Below are 17,170 nucleotides of genomic sequence, written 5' to 3'. Positions count from 1 at the left end.
ACTCTCGGCGCCCACCTGCGCGAAGCCCATCGTGATCTTGCCGTCGTCGTTGGCGGCGGTGCCCGACGACCCGGCGTCCCCGGATCCACCGGAACCGCACGCGGTCAACGCGGCCAACAGGACCGCGGCGGCGGCGGTCGTGATCTTCTTCAACACTGGTCTTCCTCCGTGGGAACCCATGACACTGACGGGGCGGCGAACCGCGTGACGGTGGTCACCTGGGCCACAAGAGTGAACGCTCACAATCGGCCAGTCAACCCCTTGGAAACGTCAACTTCGCATCCTTGACACGTTTGTTAGCTAGCCATATGTTAGCGCTCACTTTTTGTGACTCAGCCCACGACGACCCTTCACAGGCCCTGTTCACGCGCGGCCGCGCGCCGCGCGCAAGACGAGAGCGACATCCTCATGGTCTCCCTTCGTCATCGTCCACGCCCCGCGGCCGCGGTGCTCGGCGCGGTGCTGTTCGCGGCGGTCCTGACCGCCTCGCCCGCCTCCGCCACCGACGGGCTGGTCCTGCACTACCCGCTCACCCAGACGGGCGGAGCCGTCGCGGTGGACGCCTCCGGCGGAGGCCGTGACGGCGCCATCGTCGGCGACGCCACCCCGGCCGGGGCCGAGGGCCTGCACCTGGGCGGCGTCAACGGGCACGTGAAGCTGCCCGACCACGTCCTGCGCGGTCTGACCGACATCAGCGTGTCGGTACAGGTGCGCATCGCGCCAGACCAGGCGACTCCCTACTTCGTGTACGGCCTGGGCAACTCGTCCGGGACCTCGGGCAACGGCTACATCTTCACCACCGGCAACGCCTACCGCACGTCCATCGCCACCGGCAACTGGTCGACCGAGCAGACCGTGTCCGCCGGGCGCAACCTCGCCCGCGGCGTCTGGAAGACCCTGACGTACACGCTGGCGGGCGGCACCGCGGTGCTCTACGAGGACGGCGTCGAGGTCGCCCGCCGGACCGGCGTCACGACCACCCCGGCGATGATCGGCGGAGGCTCCACCACCGCCAATTACCTGGGACGATCCGTCTACAGCGGGGACCGCTACCTCAAGGGCGCGGTCCGCGACTTCCGCCTGTACAACCGGGCTCTGACCGCCGCCGAGGCGCACGCGCTGGGCTTCGTCGCGGACGAGGAGAAGGGCCGGCGCGACCTCGCGGCCATCGACCTCGGCGACCTGTCCGCCGTCACCGCGAACCTGGCGCTGCCGGTCACCGGGCCGTACGGCTCGACGATCACCTGGCAGTCCGGGGACCCGTCGGTCGTCTCCGCCGCGGGCGTCGTCACCCGGCCCGCGGCCGGCAGCCCGCCCGCGACGGTCACGCTCACCGCGACCGCGTTCGGGCAGGCCAGGGAGTTCCAGGTGACCGTGCGCCCCGAGCTGACCGACGCCGAGAAGGTCGCCGAGGCGGCCGCCGCGCTGACCGTGTGGGACGCGGACGACATCCGCGGCAACATCACCCTGCCCACCGCGGGCCTGCACGGGGTCGAGGTGTCGTGGAAGTCGACCAGGAAGAAGGTCGTCACCGAGACCGGCGAGGTCACCCGCCCCGAGCACGGCGCGAAGCCCGAGCGGCTGACGCTCACCGCGACCGTCCGCAGCGGCGAGGAGCAGGCCAAGCGCCGCTTCGACGTCACCGTGACGCCGAAGCCCGCGCGGCAGGACTACGAGGGGTACCTGTTCGGCTACTTCACCGGCGAGGGCACGGCCACCGGCGAGCAGGTGTACTTCGCGGCCAGCCGCGGCAACGACGCCCTGCGCTGGGACGAGCTGAACCAGGGCAAACCCGTCCTCACCTCGTCGTTGGGCGACAAGGGCGTGCGCGACCCGTTCATCATCCGGTCCCCGGAGGGCGACAAGTTCTACCTCATCGCCACCGACCTGAAGATGCACGGCAACGGCGACTGGGACCTCGTCCAGCGCAAGGGCAGCCGGCACGTCGAGGTGTGGGAGTCCACGGACCTCGTGACCTGGTCGGAGCAGCGCCACGTGCTCGTGTCGCCGGAGACGGCGGGCAACACGTGGGCGCCCGAGGCGTACTACGACGAGTCGATCGGCGCGTACGTCGTCTTCTGGGCGTCCAAGGTCTACGCCGAGGACGACCCCGGCCACACCGGCGACACCTACAACAAGATGCTGTACGCGACGACGCGCGACTTCCGCACGTTCAGCGAGCCTCGGGTGTGGGTCGACCCCGGCTACTCGGTGATCGACTCGACCGTCATCAAGCACGGCGACGAGTACTACCGGTTCACCAAGGACGAGCGGAACAACACGTCCACGACGCCGTGCAGCAAGTTCATCCTGGCCGAGAAGTCCACCGAGCTGCGCGACACCTCCTACGACTTCGTCGCCGACTGCATCGGCAAGGGCTCGATCAACCAGGGCGAGGGCCCGACGGTGTTCAAGTCCAACACCGAGGACCGCTGGTACCTGTTCATCGACGAGTTCGGCGGACGCGGCTACGTGCCGTTCGAGACCACGGACCTCGCCTCCGGCCAGTGGCGGCTCGCCACCGGCTACTCCCTGCCCAGCCGACCGCGGCACGGCACCGTGCTGCCGGTGACCAAGGCCGAGCTCGACCGCGTCCGCGCCGCGTTCCCCTGACCGGACGTCGCCGCGCGTCCCGCGTCGCGGGAAAGGGCGACATTCCGGTCGGGCTGACGCGTCCTGACCTCTCCGGAACGGTCCCTGGTGGACAATGGGACGGCGGGCGACAGGGCTGGGAACAGCCCCTGTTATCGCTAACATCACGTGTGGCGCAATGTTGACAGTGGAGATGGGGCGGAAGTGGAGCACAAGACCTCGCGCGATCCCGCGATGACGGACGTCGCCCGGCTCGCCGGGGTCTCGCACCAGACGGTGTCACGGGTGCTGAACGGGCACCCGAACGTCCGGGAGCAGACCCGGCTGCGCGTGCGCGCGGCGATCGCCGAGTTGGGCTACCGGCCCAACAAGGCGGCCCGAGCGCTCGTCACGGGCAGGTCGCAGCTGATCGGGGTGGTGGCGCAGAACTCGACCCTCTACGGCCCCGCGTCGCTGCTCGCCGCGTTCGAGGAGGCGGCGGCGGAGGCCGGGTTCGCGGTCAGCGTGGGCCGGGTCAACGTGCTGGACCGCAACTCGATCTCGGACGCCGTCGAGCGCCACCTCGACCAGCGGGTCGCCGGGATAGTGGTCATCGCGCCGACCGCGTCGGCCAACGAGGCCGTCGGCGAGGTGTCCGCGGGCATCCCGCTGGTCACCGTGGACGGCGACCCGGAGCGCTCCACCCCGTTGGTGACGGTCGACCAGGCGGCGGGCGCGTTCGCGGCGACCCGCCACCTGCTCGACGCGGGCCACCACACGGTGTGGCACGTGTCGGGGCCGGCGGACTGGTTCGACAGCGCGGGCCGCATAAGGGGTTGGCGGTCGGCGCTGGAGACGGCCGGGATGGAGGTGCCGCCGGTCGTGCCGGCGGACTGGAGCGCGTCCTCCGGCTACCGCGCGGGCCAGATGCTGGCCCGCATGCCGGAGGTCACCGCGATCTTCGCGGCGAACGACCACCTGGCGCTCGGCATCCTGCGGTCGATGAGCGAGCGCGGTCGCCGGGTGCCGCACGACGTCAGCATCGTCGGGTTCGACGACGTGCCGGAGGCGGCGTACTTCATCCCGCCGCTGACGACCATCCGACCGGACTTCCACGCGGTCGCCAAGGAGACCCTGGAGCTGCTGCTGGCCCAGGTCGGCGACGGCGAGGTGGGCGCGTCCCAGCGCACCGTCGCGCCGGCGCTGGTCAAGCGGGACAGCGTCGCTCCGCCCGCGGAGTGATCGCGGCCTACCCGTAGGGTGGGCGTCGCCGGACCCCGGCGGCGCCCACCCGCGTGCTTTTGCGCCCGAATGCGGCCCGCGCCGGGCGCGATCGGCCCTACGCTTGACCTGTGAGCCCGGTCCCGGCGCGGGCGCTTCCAGCCTCACGTTTTGTGCACGCTCACGTCCCATTCAAGGCCACGTTGCAGGCGGGTCTTGACGCCGCGAATGTTAGCGATAACACTCGTCACCATGGCGAGCGATCCAGTGGTGGTGGGTGTCGACTTCGGCACGTTGTCCGGCCGCGCGGTGGTGGTGCGGGTGCGCGACGGCCTCGAATTGGGCACCGGGGTGCATGACTACCGGCACGGCGTGCTGGACCGGGCGCTGCCCGACGGCAGGCCGTTGCCGCCGGACTGGGCGCTGCAGGTGCCCCAGGACTACGTGGACGTGCTGAAGCACGCCGTCCCGGCGGCCGTCGCCGACGCGGGGGTCGACCCGGCCGACGTCATCGGCATCGGCACCGACTTCACCGCGTGCACGATGGTCCCGGTCAAGGCGGACGGCACGCCGCTCAACGAGCTGCCGGAGTTCGCGGACAACCCGCACGCGTACGTCAAGCTGTGGAAGCACCACGCGGCCCAGCCGCAGGCCGACCGGATCAACCACCTCGCCTCGCTGCGCCGGGAGAGCTGGCTGCCCCGCTACGGCGGCCTCATCTCCTCCGAGTGGGAGTTCGCCAAGGGCCTCCAGCTGCTGGAGGAGGCGCCCGAGGTCTACGCGGCGATGGACCACTGGGTCGAGGCCGCCGACTGGATCGTCTGGCAGCTCGCGGGCACGTACGTCCGCAACGCCTGCACCGCCGGCTACAAGGGCATCTACCAGGACGGCTACCCGTCCGAGGACTTCCTGGCCGCGCTGAACCCCGACTTCAAGGGCTTCGTCGCGGAGAAGCTGGACCACCCGCTCGGCCGGCTCGGCGACCGCGCCGGCGGCCTCACCGAGCAGGCCGCCGAGTGGACCGGCCTGCGGCCCGGCATCGCGGTGGCGGTCGGCAACGTCGACGCGCACGTGACCGCGCCCGCCGCGCGGGCCGTCGAGCCCGGCCAGATGGTCGCGATCATGGGCACGTCCACGTGCCACGTCATGAACGCCGACGTCCTGGCCGACGTGCCGGGCATGTGCGGTGTCGTGGACGGCGGGATCGTGCCCGGCCTGTGGGGCTACGAGTCCGGCCAGAGCGGCGTCGGCGACATCTTCGCCTGGTTCGTCGAGCACAACGTGCCGCCGGAGTACCACGAGAAGGCCCGTGAGCGCGGCATCACCGTGCACGAGCTGCTGACCGAGCTGGCCGCCGAGCAGCGCATCGGCGAGCACGGCCTGATCGCGCTCGACTGGCACAGCGGCAACCGCTCGGTCCTGGTGGACCACGAGCTGTCGGGCGTCGTCGTCGGGCAGACGCTCGCGACCCGCCCCGAGGACACCTACCGGGCGTTGCTGGAGGCCACCGCCTACGGCACGCGGGTGATCGTGGACTCCTACACCGACGCGGGCATCCCGGTGACCGAGCTGGTGATCGCGGGCGGCCTGCTGCGCAACCCGCTGCTGATGCAGATCTACGCCGACGTGACGAACCTGCCGCTGTCGGTCATCGGCTCCGAGCAGGGCCCGGCGCTCGGCTCGGCGATGCACGCCGCCGTGGCCGCGAAGGCGTACGAGGACATCCGCGCCGCCGCAGACGCCATGGGCTCGGTCAAGCGCGGCGTCTACCTGCCGATCCCGGCGAACGTCGAGGCGTACGAGTCGATGTTCGTCGAGTACCAGGAGCTGCACGACTACTTCGGGCGCGGCGTCAACGAGGTCATGCACCGGCTGAAGGCGCGCCGTCGCGCCGCGAAGGGGGAGAAGTAGGTGTCCGCCGTCTCAGACCTGCGCCGCACGGTCGCCGAACTGCACCGCGAGCTGACCCGGTACGAGCTGGTGATCTGGACCGCGGGCAACGTCTCCGCCCGCGTGCCAGGCCAGGACCTGATGGTCATCAAGCCGTCCGGCGTGTCCTACGACCATCTGACGCCCGAGGCGATGGTCGTCACCGACCTGCACGGCAACCTGGTGGAGGGCGACTACTCGCCGTCCTCGGACACCGCCGCGCACGCGTACGTGTACCGGCACATGCCCGAGGTGAACGGCGTGGTGCACACGCACTCGCCGTACGCCACGGCGTGGGCCGCCCGCGGCGAGCCGATCCCGTGCGTGCTCACCATGATCGCCGACGAGTTCGGCGGCGACATCCCGGTGGGGCCGTTCGCGCTCATCGGCGACGACTCGATCGGCCAGGGCATCGTGGAGACGCTGCGGGAGAGCCGGTCGCCCGCCGTGCTGATGCGCAACCACGGCCCGTTCACGGTCGGCAAGGACGCCCGGTCGGCGGTGAAGGCCGCGGTGATGCTGGAGGACGTGGCCCGCACCGTCCACTTCGCGCACCAGCTGGGCACGCCGAAACCGATCGAGCAGCACCACATCGACAGCCTCCACGCGCGCTACCAGAACGTCTACGGGCAATGAGCCCACGAGGGGAGCCCCGCATGTCCACTGCCGGGAAGCCGCAAGTCTGGTTCCTGACCGGGAGCCAGCACCTCTACGGCCCGGAAACGCTCGACCAGGTCGCCCGGCAGTCGCAGCAGATCCAGCGCATGCTCACCGAGTCGGGGCGGATCGCCGCGGAGATCGTGTGGCGGCCGGTGCTGACCGACACCGCCGCCATCCGCGACGTGATGCTCGCGGCGAACTCCGACCCGTCGTGCATCGGCGTGATCGCGTGGATGCACACGTTCTCGCCCGCGAAGATGTGGATCACCGGGCTGGACGCGCTGCGCAAGCCGCTGCTGCACCTGCACACGCAGCTGAACGAGGCGCTGCCGTGGTCGACGATCGACATGGACTTCATGAACCTCAACCAGGCCGCCCACGGCGACCGCGAGTTCGGGTTCATCCAGACCAGGATCGGCGTGCACCGCAAGACCGTCGCGGGCCACGCGAGCGACCCGGTGCTGGCCGAGCGGATCGACGGCTGGGTGCGCGCCGCCACCGGCTACAGCCACCTGAACGGGATGAAGCTGGCCCGGTTCGGCGACAACATGCGCGGCGTCGCGGTGACCGAGGGCGACAAGGTGGAAGCCGAGCTGCGCTTCGGCGTCTCGGTGAACACCTACGGCGTCAACGACCTGGTCGCAGTCGTGGACGCGGTGCCGGACGACGAGGTGGACCTGCTCGTCGCCGATTACGCCGACGCCTACCGGCTCGCGCCCGAGCTGCAGCGGGGCGCCGAGCGGCACGAGTCGCTGCGCTACGCGGCGCGCATCGAGGCCGGCCTGCGCCGGTTCCTCACCGAGGGCGGCTTCGGCGCGTTCACCACGAACTTCGAGGACCTGGGCGGGCTGCGGCAGCTGCCGGGCCTGGCCGTGCAGCGGCTCATGGCCGACGGCTACGGCTTCGGCGGCGAGGGCGACTGGAAGACGTCCGCGCTGCTGGCCGCGGTGAAGGCGATGGGCGCCGGCACGGGCCGCGGCACGTCGTTCATGGAGGACTACACGTACCACTTCGGCCCCGGCGAGCCGAAGATCCTGGGCGCGCACATGCTGGAGGTCTGCCCGACCATCGCGGCCGACCGCCCGTCGTGCGAGGTCCACGCGCTGGGCATCGGCGGCCGGGAGGACCCGGTGCGGCTGGTGTTCGACGCGGCGGCGGGGCCCGCCGTGGTCGTCGGCCTGGCCGACCTGGGGGAGCGGTTCCGGTTGGTGGCCAACGAGGTCGAGGTCGTGCCGCCGGACGAGCCGCTGCCGAACCTGCCGGTGGCCCGCGCGGTGTGGAAGCCCGCGCCGTCGCTGTCCACGTCGGCCGAGTCGTGGCTGACCGCGGGCGGCCCGCACCACACCGTGATGACGCAGGCCGTGGGCGCCGAGGTGCTGAGCGACTTCGCGAACATGGTGAACACCGAGCTCGTCGTCATCGACCGCGACACGACCACCGCGTCGTTCAGCGACCGGCTGCGCTGGAACCAGGCGTACTTCCGGCTCGCGCAGGGCCTGCGCTAGCCGCCCCGCGCCGCCCGAAGGCCACACCGCCACCCCGAGGAGAAAAGAAACAATGGAGTTTCCACGGTTCGCCGCCGTCGCCGTGGCGGCAGCCCTCACGTTGTCCGCGTGCGGCTCGGCGGAGAAGACCGTCGACCAGCAGACCGGGTCGAGCGAGGGCGCGCTGGTCGGCGTGACCATGCCGACCCGCTCGTCCGAGCGCTGGATCCACGACGGCGACAACATCAAGAAGGCGTTGGAGGCGAAGGGCTACAAGGTCGACCTCCAGTACGCCGAGAACGACATCCCGACGCAGGCCAACCAGATCGAGAACCAGATCACGAAGGGCGCGAAGCTGCTCGTCGTGGCGTCGATCGACGGCACCGCGATCACGTCGCAGCTGCAGCAGGCGCAGGACGCCAACATCCCGGTCATCGCCTACGACCGGCTGCTGCGCAACACCGACAGCGTCGACTACTACGCCACGTTCGACAACTTCAAGGTCGGCGTGCAGCAGGCCACCTCGCTGCTGACGGGCCTCGGCGTGCTCAAGGCCGACGGCACGCCCGGTGACGCGAAGGGCCCGCTGAACGTCGAGCTGTTCGCCGGCTCGCCGGACGACAACAACGCCACGTTCTTCTTCAACGGCGCGATGTCGGTGCTCCAGCCGCACATCGACAAGGGCACGCTGGTGGTCAAGAGCGGCCAGACCGACTTCAAGACGGTCGCCATCCTGCGCTGGGACCCGGCGACGGCCCAGAAGCGCATGGAGGACCTGCTCACGTCCACCTACGGCGGCGCGCAGGTGAACGGCGTCCTGTCGCCGTACGACGGCCTGTCCATCGGCATCCTGTCCGCGCTGAAGAGCAGCGGCTACGGCACCGCGGGCAACCCGTACCCGATCGTCACCGGCCAGGACGCCGAGGTCGCCTCGGTGAAGTCGATCATCGCGGGCGAGCAGTTCTCCACCATCCACAAGGACACCCGCCAGCTGGCGGAGGTCACCGTGAAGATGGCGGACTCGGTGCTCAAGGGCGAGAAGCCCGAGGTCAACAACGAGAAGGACTACGACAACGGCAAGAAGGTCGTGCCCTCGTTCCTGCTGGAGCCGGTCATCGTGGACAAGACCAACTACCAGAAGGTGCTCGTGGACAGCGGCTACTACACCGCGGACCAGTTGAGGTAATCGGGTCATGTCCGACGACATCCTGGTGATGCGCGGCATCACCAAGCGGTTCGCCGGGGTCACCGCGCTGCACGACGTCACGCTGTCCGTGCGGCGCGGTGAGATCCACGCGATCTGCGGTGAGAACGGCGCGGGCAAGTCCACGCTGATGAAGGTGCTCTCCGGCGTCCACCCCCACGGGTCGTACGAGGGGGAGATCGTCTTCGAGGGCGAGCCCTGCTCGTTCGGCGGCGTCCGCGACAGCGAGCGGCGCGGCATCGTGATCATCCACCAGGAGCTGGCGCTGTGCGGCCAGCTGTCCATCGCCGAGAACCTGTACCTCGGCAACGAGCGGGCCAAGCGCGGGTTCATCGACTGGAACCGCACCAACCACGCGGCGGGCGCCCTGCTCGCCCGCGTGGGCCTGCACGACAACCCCACCACGCCCGTGCACGACCTGGGCGTGGGCAAGCAGCAGCTGGTCGAGATCGCCAAGGCGCTGGCCAAGGACGTCAAGCTCCTCATCCTGGACGAGCCGACGGCCGCGTTGAACGACGACGACTCCGCGCACCTGCTCGACCTGCTCGACGGGCTGCGCGCCGAGGGCATCACCTCGGTGATCATCTCGCACAAGCTCAACGAGCTCACCAGGATCGCGGACAGCATCACGATCCTGCGCGACGGCCGCACCATCGAGACGCTGCCGGCTCACGACGTGAGCGAGGAGCGGATCATCGCGGGCATGGTCGGCCGCGACCTGGAGCACCGGTTCCCGCCCCGCACCCCGAAGGTGGGGGAGGAGGTGCTGCGGATCGAGGACTGGACCGTGCACAGCCCGTCCCAGCCGGACCGGGTGGTGGTCGACCGCGCCACGCTGTCGTTGCGGCGCGGCGAGATCGTCGGCCTCGCCGGCCTGATGGGCGCGGGCCGCACCGAACTGGCGATGAGCGTGTTCGGGCGGTCCTACGGCGTCGGCGTCTCCGGCCGGGTGGTCAAGGAGGGCCGCGAGATCGACACGCGGACCGTCCGCAGGGCCATCGAGCACGGCCTGGCCTACGTCAGCGAGGACCGCAAGCGGTACGGGCTCAACCTGATCGAGGACGTCAAGCGCAACGTGTCCGCGGCCGGGCTCCACAAGCTGGCCACGCGCGGTTGGGTGAACGCGAACGAGGAGTTCTCCGTCGCCGAGCGGTTCCGGCGCTCGATGAACATCAAGACCTCGGGCGTCGGCACGCCGGTGGGCACGCTGTCCGGCGGCAACCAGCAGAAGGTCGTGCTGGCCAAGTGGATGTTCACCGACCCCGAGGTGCTCATCCTCGACGAGCCGACGCGCGGCATCGACGTCGGCGCGAAGTACGAGATCTACTCGATCATCAACGACCTGGCCGACCAGGGCCGCGCGGTGCTGGTCATCTCCTCCGAGCTGCCGGAGCTGCTCGGCCTGTGCGACCGGGTCTACACCCTGTCCGAGGGCCGGATCACCGGCGAGTTCGACCGCGCGGAAGCCACCCAGGAACGCCTGATGCACCACATGACCCAGGGACAGACCTCATGAGCACAGAACTGGCACCGGCGCCCGTGGCGAAGTCCGCCGCACCGCAGCGCCGGTTCTCGATCAACCTGCGGCAGTCCGGCATCTACATGGCGTTCGCGCTGATCGTGGTGCTCTTCACGGTGCTGACGGACGGCGCTCTGCTGCAACCGCAGAACATCTCCAACATCATCGTGCAGAACTCGTACGTGCTCATCCTGGCCATCGGCATGATCCTCGTGATCATCAACGGGCACATCGACCTGTCCGTCGGGTCGGTGGTCGCGCTGACCGGCGCGATCTGCGCGGTGCTGACCGTGCAGATGGGCCTGCCGTGGCCGTTGGCGGTGCTGATCACGCTGCTCGCGGGGGCGGTGATCGGCGCGGCGCAGGGCTACTGGGTCGCGTTCTTCGGCATCCCGGCGTTCATCGTGACGCTGGCCGGCATGCTCGTGTTCCGCGCGTTGACGCTCACCGTGCTGGGCAACCAGGGCATCGGCCCGTTCCCGGACCAGATCCGCACCCTGGCCAACGGCTTCACCGAGGGCTACCTCGGCAACGTCGGCCTCGGCCCGCTGGGCGGCGCGGACCTCGTCAGCCTCCTGGTGGGTGTCGCGGTGGTGGTCGGGTTCGCGTTCAACCAGTGGCGCAACCGCAAGGCGCGGCTGGGCTACGGGCAGGTCGTCGACCCGTTCCCGATCTTCGTCGCGAAGATCGCGCTGGCGGCGGCCGTGGTGCTGGCGATCGTGGTGCAGCTGGCCCGGTTCCGGAACCTGCCGTGGGTGCTCGTGCTGCTCGCGGTGCTGGCGCTGGGGTACTCGGTGATGGCGAACAAGTCGGTGTTCGGGCGGCACATCTACGCCATCGGCGGCAACCTCCAGGCCGCCACGCTGTCCGGCGTGAAGGTCAAGCAGGTCACGTTCTGGGTGTTCGTGAACATGGGTGTGCTGTCGGCGCTCGCGGGCGTGATCTTCGCGGGCCGGCTGAACCAGGCCGGTCCGACCGCGGGCACCGCGTTCGAGCTCGACGCGATCGCGGCGGCGTTCATCGGCGGCGCGGCCGTCCAGGGCGGTGTGGGCAAGGTGGTCGGCGCGATCACCGGCGGCCTGATCATGGGCGTGATCAACAACGGCATGTCGTTGATCGGCGCGCCCAGCGAGCGGGTGATGCTGGTGAAGGGCCTGGTCCTGCTGGCCGCCGTCGCGTACGACGTGTGGACCAAGCGCCGCGGCCGCGCATGACCACCTGGTCGGTTGATTACAAAGTGCCCGTCTAACGCGACAATTTCCGACATGACGCCACGGCTCGTGTCGGTGCTGTCCACCGTGCTCGCCCTCGGCCTGTCCGCCGTCACACCGGCGGTGGCCGAGGGCGAGCACGTCGACTACCGGGAGTGGCGGGCCGCGCAGCTCGCCCAGGGGGAGCACGAGGGCACCGCCCTGGTGCCCGGCGGCCTGGCCGTCGGCCGCCCGGTCGGCGTGCTGCACCACGAAGGCAGGAAGTACGACTACGCGCGGTGGACGTCACCGCGGCGGGCCACCGGGTTCGACGCCACGCAGGCCGTCGCCTCGTGGAACGCGGACACCCCGGCGGGCACGTGGGTGCAGGTCGAGCTGCGCGGCGACGGCACCCGCTGGTACGTCATGGGCCGCTGGGCGTTCGGCGACCAGGACATCAAGCGGACCACGGTCGCCAAGCAGGGCGACGAGCACGGTTACGTCGACGTGGACACGTTCGTGGCCCAGCAGCCGCTGCGCGCCTACCAGCTGCGGGTCACCCTCTACCGGCTGACCGGCGCCCGGACGTCGCCGCTGCTCCGGATGGCGGGCGCGATGGCGTCGGCGATCCCGGACCGCTTCACCGTCCCGGCGAGCACGCCCGGCGTCGCGCGGGGCATCGAGCTGCCGGTGCCGCGCTACTCCCAGAACGTGCACGAAGGGCACTTCCCGGAGTACGACGGCGGCGGCGAGGCGTGGTGCAGCCCGACGTCCACGGAGATGGTGGTCGAGTACTACGGGCGCGGTCCGACGGAGAGCGACCTCTCCTGGCTGGACCCCGAGCACGTCGACCCCACCGTGGACCACGCCGCGCGGCACACGTACGACTACGACTACCGCGGCGCGGGGAACTGGCCGTTCAACACCGCGTACGCGGCGCACTTCGGGCTGCGCGGGCACATCACGCGGATGCGCTCGCTGTCCGAACTGGAGGCCCACATCGCGCGCGGCGTCCCGGTGATCACGTCGCAGTCGTTCCGGGCGGACGAGCTGGACGGCGCCGGCTACGGCACGGCCGGCCACATCATGGTCGTCATCGGGTTCACCGAGGACGGCGACGTGATCGCCAACGACCCGGCGTCGCCGACCAACGAGGCGGTGCGCCGCGTGTACGACCGGACCCAGTTCGAGAACATCTGGCTGCGGACGAAGCGGTACCGGGCGGACGGCACGGTCGCCGGCGGCTCCGGGGGGATCGCGTACGTCATCACCCGGTAGCCCGGTTGGCGATCGGGGACTGCAACGGCGGCGCCGACCAGAACACGGCGACCCAGCACGGCGTGTGCCTGGACGTCCACAACCAGGCCACCGCGAACGGCGCCGCCGTCACCCTGCGAGAACGGGCCGATGCTGGACCCCGACCGGTGATGTCCATCGCGAGCGCCGTCCTGTACCGGTCAAGTCCGGCCTCAGCCGGGTGAGACGAGGCCCTTGACGGGGATTCGGAGTTCCGATTCACTACCTGATGGCCTGGGAACGCTCCCAGTAGCGACTCCGGTGACGGCCCGCCACGTCCCTCGGCGGGCCGTCACCACTTCTCCGCACAGATCCGAAGAAGCCTCACGATCACCGCCGCCACGCAGGAAAGCGCTTACCAACCGATCGGGAGAACATCCATGAAAGCACTCCTCGCCGTGTCAGCGTTGACAGCGGCGCTCCTCCAGGTCACCGCGCCGGAGGCCCAGGCCGCCTGCGGCGACGGCACGTACCACGCCGAGGTGACCGGGTCCGGCACCAGCTTCACCGCCCGCCGGGGCAGCCGGACGGTCTACACCGGCAGCAGCCTGCGCGCCGCGATGCAGGCCGCGAACGACAACCTCACCGCGAACCGCACCTACAAGGAGCGGATCGTCGTGCGGGCGTCCGGCTCCATCCCCGCGAGCGAGCGGTACTCGATGCGCAGCTACACCGCGATCGACGTGTGCGGCACCATCAACGTCACGGGCACCGGCACCGGCGACTACGCCCCGATCTACGCGCGCGGCGTCCGCGACATCGAGGTCCAGAACCTCACCCTCACCGGCACTCCGCTGTACGGCATCTTCATGCGCAACGTCACCAACGTGGTCATCGGCACCGTGACCATGCGCCTGTCCCGCGGCCTGGGCGTGCGCATCGACAACCGCGGCGACACCACCCAGTGGACCCGCAACGTCCGCATCGACTACGCCTACGTGCAGGGCGCGAGCTCGCACGCCGTGGAGACCTACGGCGTGGACGGCCTGACCATCGGCACGGTGGTGGCGCGCGGCGTCGGCGAGTCCGGCCTGCTGCTCAACCAGACGATCAACGCCACCGTGGGCACCGTCGACGCCGAGAACGCGGGCACCGGCACCGGCTACGCCGCGTTCCGCACCGCCAACCGCAACGGCCGGGTCGGCAGCAGCTACCCGATCAACGTCCGGGTCGGCACGGTCAAGGCGCGCGGCGGCGGTCGCGGCGTCTTCTGCGTCTCGGAGAGCGGCGGCCTCCAGATCGACCGGATCGACATCGCGCAGACGGGCAGCAACTCGATCCTGATCGAGAACTGCTACAACGTGAACATCGCCGCCCAGGGCGGCAGCGTCACCGGTCCGGGCGACATCCGGCTGGCGGCGCGCACCGAGTTCCCCGTGACGCGGGACATCCTCATCCAGAACCTCACCGTCACGAACTCGGCGATCACCGAGAGCCCGTGCGGCACGAACACCACGTTCCGCAACAACACGCTGGTCAACACCAGGCAGAGCATCTGCTCCTAGCCGTCCGGCCGGGACGGGGCGGGGGTATCTTCGGGCGGTGACCTCGGGAACCGCTCGCACCGCCCCGGCCTGGCCGGACCTCCCCGAGGTCGCCCGCGACGTGCTGCTGGAGGTCCTGATCCACGGCGCCATGCTCCGAGCCGAACTCGCCACCCGGCTGCGCCTGTCCCGGCCCACCCTGACCAGGGCCACCCGGACGCTGGTGCTCGCCGGGCTCCTGGTGGAGGGCGGCACGGAACTGCGGTCGTCCACGGGACGGCCCTCGGAGCTGCTGCGCGTGCGCGGCGAGGCCCACCACTTCCTGGGCGTGAAGCTGACCGGCGACCGCCTGTTCGCGTCGGTCACCGACCTCACCGCGACCGTGGTCGGGACGGCCGAGGAGCCGCTGCGCTCGACGGACCCCGACGACGTGGTGGCCCGGATCGCGGACGTCGCGGCGACCCTCCCGGCGGTGACCGGGATCGGGGTGACGCTCGGCGGCATCGTCCACGACGGCGTGGTGGCGCAGGCGGAGTTCCTCGGCTGGGAGGACGTCCCGCTCGTCGCCCGGGTGGCCGAGGCGACCGGCGTGCCGACGTCGGCCGACAACGACGTGCAGGCGCTCACGTCGGCCGAGCAGTGGTTCGGCGCGGGCGCGGGCCTGACGTCGATGGCGCTGATCACGGTCGGCGCCGGCGTCGGCTGCGGCTTGGTCGTCGGCGGCAGGCTGGTGGAGGGCTCGCACGGGCTGCCGCCCCGGGTCGCGCACATCCTGGTCGACCCGAGCGGGCCGGAGTGCGGCTACGGCCACCGCGGCTGCGCGTCGAGCTACCTGATGACGCACGTGATGCTGCGTGGGCTGGACGGCCCGCCGACCTACGAGGAGGCGGTGGAACGCGCGCTCGCCGGAGATCCCGACGCGAAGCGCGTGTTCGACGACGCGGGGTACGCGCTGGGCGTGCTCATCGGCACGGTGGCGAACCTCGTCGACCCGCAGAAGGTGCTGCTGACCGGTGACGGCCTGCCGCTGTACGAGGTGTCGGCCGCGCGGGTGCGCGACGGCATCGAGGCGACCTTCGAGGCCGACACCGCGTTGATCGACCTGGACGTGCGGCCGTTCGACTTCAGCGAGTGGGCGCGATCCGCCGCCGCACTGGCCATCCGGACCACGTTGACCACCGTCATCTGACGCGGTTCCGGAAGCCCCCTCGCGTCTGTAGTGTCCGTTGACTTCGGGGGAGGTCCTGGTGAACCGGTACGAGCGGCTGAACCTGCTGTTGCAACTGGTCGGCGAACGCGGCCGGGTCGAGGTGGACGACGTCGCGGCCGAGCTCGCGGTGTCCGGCGCGACCGTCCGGCGCGACCTGGACCACCTGGCGCGCCAGCAGCTCCTGACCCGCACCCGCGGCGGCGCGGTCGCGCACTCCGTGGCCTACGGCCTGCCGCTGCGCTACCGGGCGGTCCGGCGGGCGGCGGAGAAGCAGCGCATCGGCCGGGCGGCGGCCGGGCAGGTCGGGCCCGGCGCGGTGGTCGGCATCAACGGCGGCACGACGACCACCGAGGTGGCGCGGGCGCTGATGACGAGCCCCGACGTCGGCGGCGCGGCGGGGGACGGGCTGATCACCGTGGTCACCAACGCGTTGAACATCGCCCACGAGCTGGCCGTGCGGCCGCAGGTCAAGCTCGTCGTGACCGGCGGGGTGGCGCGCCCGCAGTCCTACGAGCTGACCAGCCCGCTGGCCGGGCGCATCCTCAGCGGGCTGAGCCTCGACGTGACGTTCCTCGGCGTGGACGGCATCGACCCCGACTCGGGCGCGTACGCCCACCACGAGGGCGCGGCGGACGTGGACCGGATGCTCGTCGAGCAGGCCCGGCGGGTGGTCGTGGTGGCCGACTCGTCGAAGATCGGCGCCAGGGCGTTCGCGGAGATCTGCCCCGTCGGCCGGGTGCACGCGCTGGTGACCGACACCGACGTGGCCGAGGACGACGTGCGCCGGTTCCACGACCGGGGCGTCGAGGTGATCCGCGTCTGACCCGTCGGCGCGGCCGGGTCGTGACCACCGGACGGTCACGACCCACCAACAAGACCGGATCGACGCGCCCGCCGGCCCCGGTGGCCGTGCTGCGGAACGGCGCGCGGTCCGATTCGGACGATCCCAGGGCCATGCGCGTCGTCCGCCCGCCCGGTGTCGTCGCAGCGTGCGGGGTCCGCCGGTCGGCGCGTGACGGGCCGCCCGCACGTTCTCCCTTCCTCCGCCCGCGGCACGATCGGCGACGGGCGCGGCACGGCGGTCCGTTGCGGTCCGGTCACGTCGCCCGTCCCACTCCTTGACACCGCGCTGTGGCCCGCGACACAGTGACCGCCGCCTTCGTGGGTCCAACGGGTGTGCCGGTGGTCGCGCTCAGTGATCACGGCGGCGGCAGGGGGGAGGAGCAGGCGATGGCATGTCCCGGTGATCCGATGTCGGACGGACGGGCGGCCGCGCGCGCCACCGGTTCCCGCACCTCCTCGGCGCGCCGCGGGTCGACCCCGAGTGGACGGCCGCGCGCAGCCGGCTCGTGGGCCGCCCGCACGACCACGTTCCCCGGACGACCCCGTCCGCAGTCGCGTC

General features: G+C 71.0%; 14 protein-coding genes and 1 pseudogene. 13 read left to right on the top strand and 2 right to left on the bottom strand.

The window, feature by feature from the left end:
• Nucleotides 1-156: pseudogene (locus ACFQ3T_RS24500) on the bottom strand (LacI family transcriptional regulator); the annotation flags it as partial.
• A gap of 252 nt (nt 157-408) precedes the next feature.
• On the opposite strand from ACFQ3T_RS24500, the gene ACFQ3T_RS24495 reads away from it, so the two are divergent.
• The 13 genes from ACFQ3T_RS24495 to ACFQ3T_RS24435 all read left to right on the top strand — a co-directional run bounded on the left by ACFQ3T_RS24495 (nt 409) and on the right by ACFQ3T_RS24435 (nt 16,591).
• Entirely contained in the window at nt 409-2,613 is a 2,205-nt protein-coding gene (locus ACFQ3T_RS24495; protein ID WP_380726276.1) for an immunoglobulin-like domain-containing protein, read from the top strand.
• 213 nt (nt 2,614-2,826) lie between these two features.
• A complete protein-coding gene (locus ACFQ3T_RS24490) occupies nt 2,827-3,813 on the top strand; it encodes a LacI family DNA-binding transcriptional regulator (protein ID WP_380726278.1) in 987 nt (328 codons plus the stop codon).
• Between the two features lie 231 nt (nt 3,814-4,044).
• Nucleotides 4,045-5,703 (top strand): ribulokinase, encoded by a 1,659-nt coding sequence (araB, locus tag ACFQ3T_RS24485; RefSeq protein ID WP_380726274.1) that lies wholly within the window; start codon nt 4,045-4,047, stop codon nt 5,701-5,703.
• Nucleotides 5,704-6,357, top strand: a complete 654-nt coding sequence (locus ACFQ3T_RS24480) for an L-ribulose-5-phosphate 4-epimerase (RefSeq protein WP_380726272.1) — start codon at nt 5,704-5,706, stop codon at nt 6,355-6,357.
• A 20-nt stretch (nt 6,358-6,377) separates the two neighbouring features.
• Nucleotides 6,378-7,886 (top strand): L-arabinose isomerase, encoded by a 1,509-nt coding sequence (gene araA / locus ACFQ3T_RS24475; RefSeq protein ID WP_380726270.1) that lies wholly within the window; start codon nt 6,378-6,380, stop codon nt 7,884-7,886.
• Between the two features lie 52 nt (nt 7,887-7,938).
• Complete coding sequence (gene chvE / locus ACFQ3T_RS24470; protein ID WP_380726268.1) at nt 7,939-9,051, top strand: multiple monosaccharide ABC transporter substrate-binding protein; 1,113 nt, start codon at nt 7,939-7,941, stop codon at nt 9,049-9,051.
• Between the two features lie 7 nt (nt 9,052-9,058).
• Nucleotides 9,059-10,585, top strand: a complete 1,527-nt coding sequence (gene mmsA / locus ACFQ3T_RS24465; RefSeq protein WP_380726266.1) for a multiple monosaccharide ABC transporter ATP-binding protein — start codon at nt 9,059-9,061, stop codon at nt 10,583-10,585.
• Nucleotides 10,582-11,802, top strand: coding sequence for a multiple monosaccharide ABC transporter permease (gene mmsB, locus ACFQ3T_RS24460; protein ID WP_380726264.1), 1,221 nt, complete (start codon nt 10,582-10,584; stop codon nt 11,800-11,802). Before mmsA ends, mmsB begins: the two co-directional genes overlap by 4 nt.
• Before the next feature lie 51 nt (nt 11,803-11,853).
• On the top strand, nt 11,854-13,056 hold the full coding sequence (locus ACFQ3T_RS24455) for a C39 family peptidase (RefSeq protein WP_380726262.1): 1,203 nt from the start codon (nt 11,854-11,856) through the stop codon (nt 13,054-13,056).
• A 5-nt stretch (nt 13,057-13,061) separates the two neighbouring features.
• Nucleotides 13,062-13,259, top strand: a complete 198-nt coding sequence (locus ACFQ3T_RS24450; protein ID WP_380726260.1) for a hypothetical protein — start codon at nt 13,062-13,064, stop codon at nt 13,257-13,259.
• A gap of 195 nt (nt 13,260-13,454) precedes the next feature.
• Nucleotides 13,455-14,579, top strand: coding sequence for a right-handed parallel beta-helix repeat-containing protein (locus tag ACFQ3T_RS24445; protein ID WP_380726258.1), 1,125 nt, complete (start codon nt 13,455-13,457; stop codon nt 14,577-14,579).
• Nucleotides 14,580-14,616: 37 nt separating this feature from the next.
• Complete coding sequence (locus ACFQ3T_RS24440) at nt 14,617-15,747, top strand: ROK family transcriptional regulator (protein WP_380726256.1); 1,131 nt, start codon at nt 14,617-14,619, stop codon at nt 15,745-15,747.
• 58 nt (nt 15,748-15,805) lie between these two features.
• Nucleotides 15,806-16,591 carry a DeoR/GlpR family DNA-binding transcription regulator gene (locus tag ACFQ3T_RS24435; protein WP_380726254.1) on the top strand — a complete coding sequence of 262 codons (786 nt, stop codon included), beginning with the start codon at nt 15,806-15,808 and terminating at the stop codon, nt 16,589-16,591.
• Between the two features lie 376 nt (nt 16,592-16,967).
• Here the strand turns inward: ACFQ3T_RS24435 and ACFQ3T_RS24430 are convergent.
• A partial coding sequence (locus ACFQ3T_RS24430; RefSeq protein WP_380726252.1) for a hypothetical protein occupies nt 16,968-17,170 on the bottom strand: 203 nt, incomplete at its 5' end.

It is taken from the genome of Saccharothrix hoggarensis (genome assembly GCF_042678885.1).
Lineage (GTDB): Bacteria > Actinomycetota > Actinomycetes > Mycobacteriales > Pseudonocardiaceae > Actinosynnema > Actinosynnema hoggarensis.
Note: the sequence above shows the minus strand (reverse complement) of the source record. Positions and strands in the feature narration are given on the sequence as shown.

Excerpts from the sequence above, each read along its gene's own strand:
- chvE (WP_380726268.1), top strand. The coding sequence starts at position 7,939 with ATGGAGTTTCCACGGTTCGCCGCCGTCGCCGTGGCGGCAGCCCTCACG.
- ACFQ3T_RS24445 (WP_380726258.1), top strand. The coding sequence starts at position 13,455 with ATGAAAGCACTCCTCGCCGTGTCAGCGTTGACAGCGGCGCTCCTCCAG.
- ACFQ3T_RS24490 (WP_380726278.1), top strand. The coding sequence starts at position 2,827 with ATGACGGACGTCGCCCGGCTCGCCGGGGTCTCGCACCAGACGGTGTCA.
- araB (WP_380726274.1), top strand. The coding sequence starts at position 4,045 with ATGGCGAGCGATCCAGTGGTGGTGGGTGTCGACTTCGGCACGTTGTCC.
- ACFQ3T_RS24495 (WP_380726276.1), top strand. The coding sequence starts at position 409 with ATGGTCTCCCTTCGTCATCGTCCACGCCCCGCGGCCGCGGTGCTCGGC.
- mmsA (WP_380726266.1), top strand. The coding sequence starts at position 9,059 with ATGTCCGACGACATCCTGGTGATGCGCGGCATCACCAAGCGGTTCGCC.
- araA (WP_380726270.1), top strand. The coding sequence starts at position 6,378 with ATGTCCACTGCCGGGAAGCCGCAAGTCTGGTTCCTGACCGGGAGCCAG.
- mmsB (WP_380726264.1), top strand. The coding sequence starts at position 10,582 with ATGAGCACAGAACTGGCACCGGCGCCCGTGGCGAAGTCCGCCGCACCG.
- ACFQ3T_RS24455 (WP_380726262.1), top strand. The coding sequence starts at position 11,854 with ATGACGCCACGGCTCGTGTCGGTGCTGTCCACCGTGCTCGCCCTCGGC.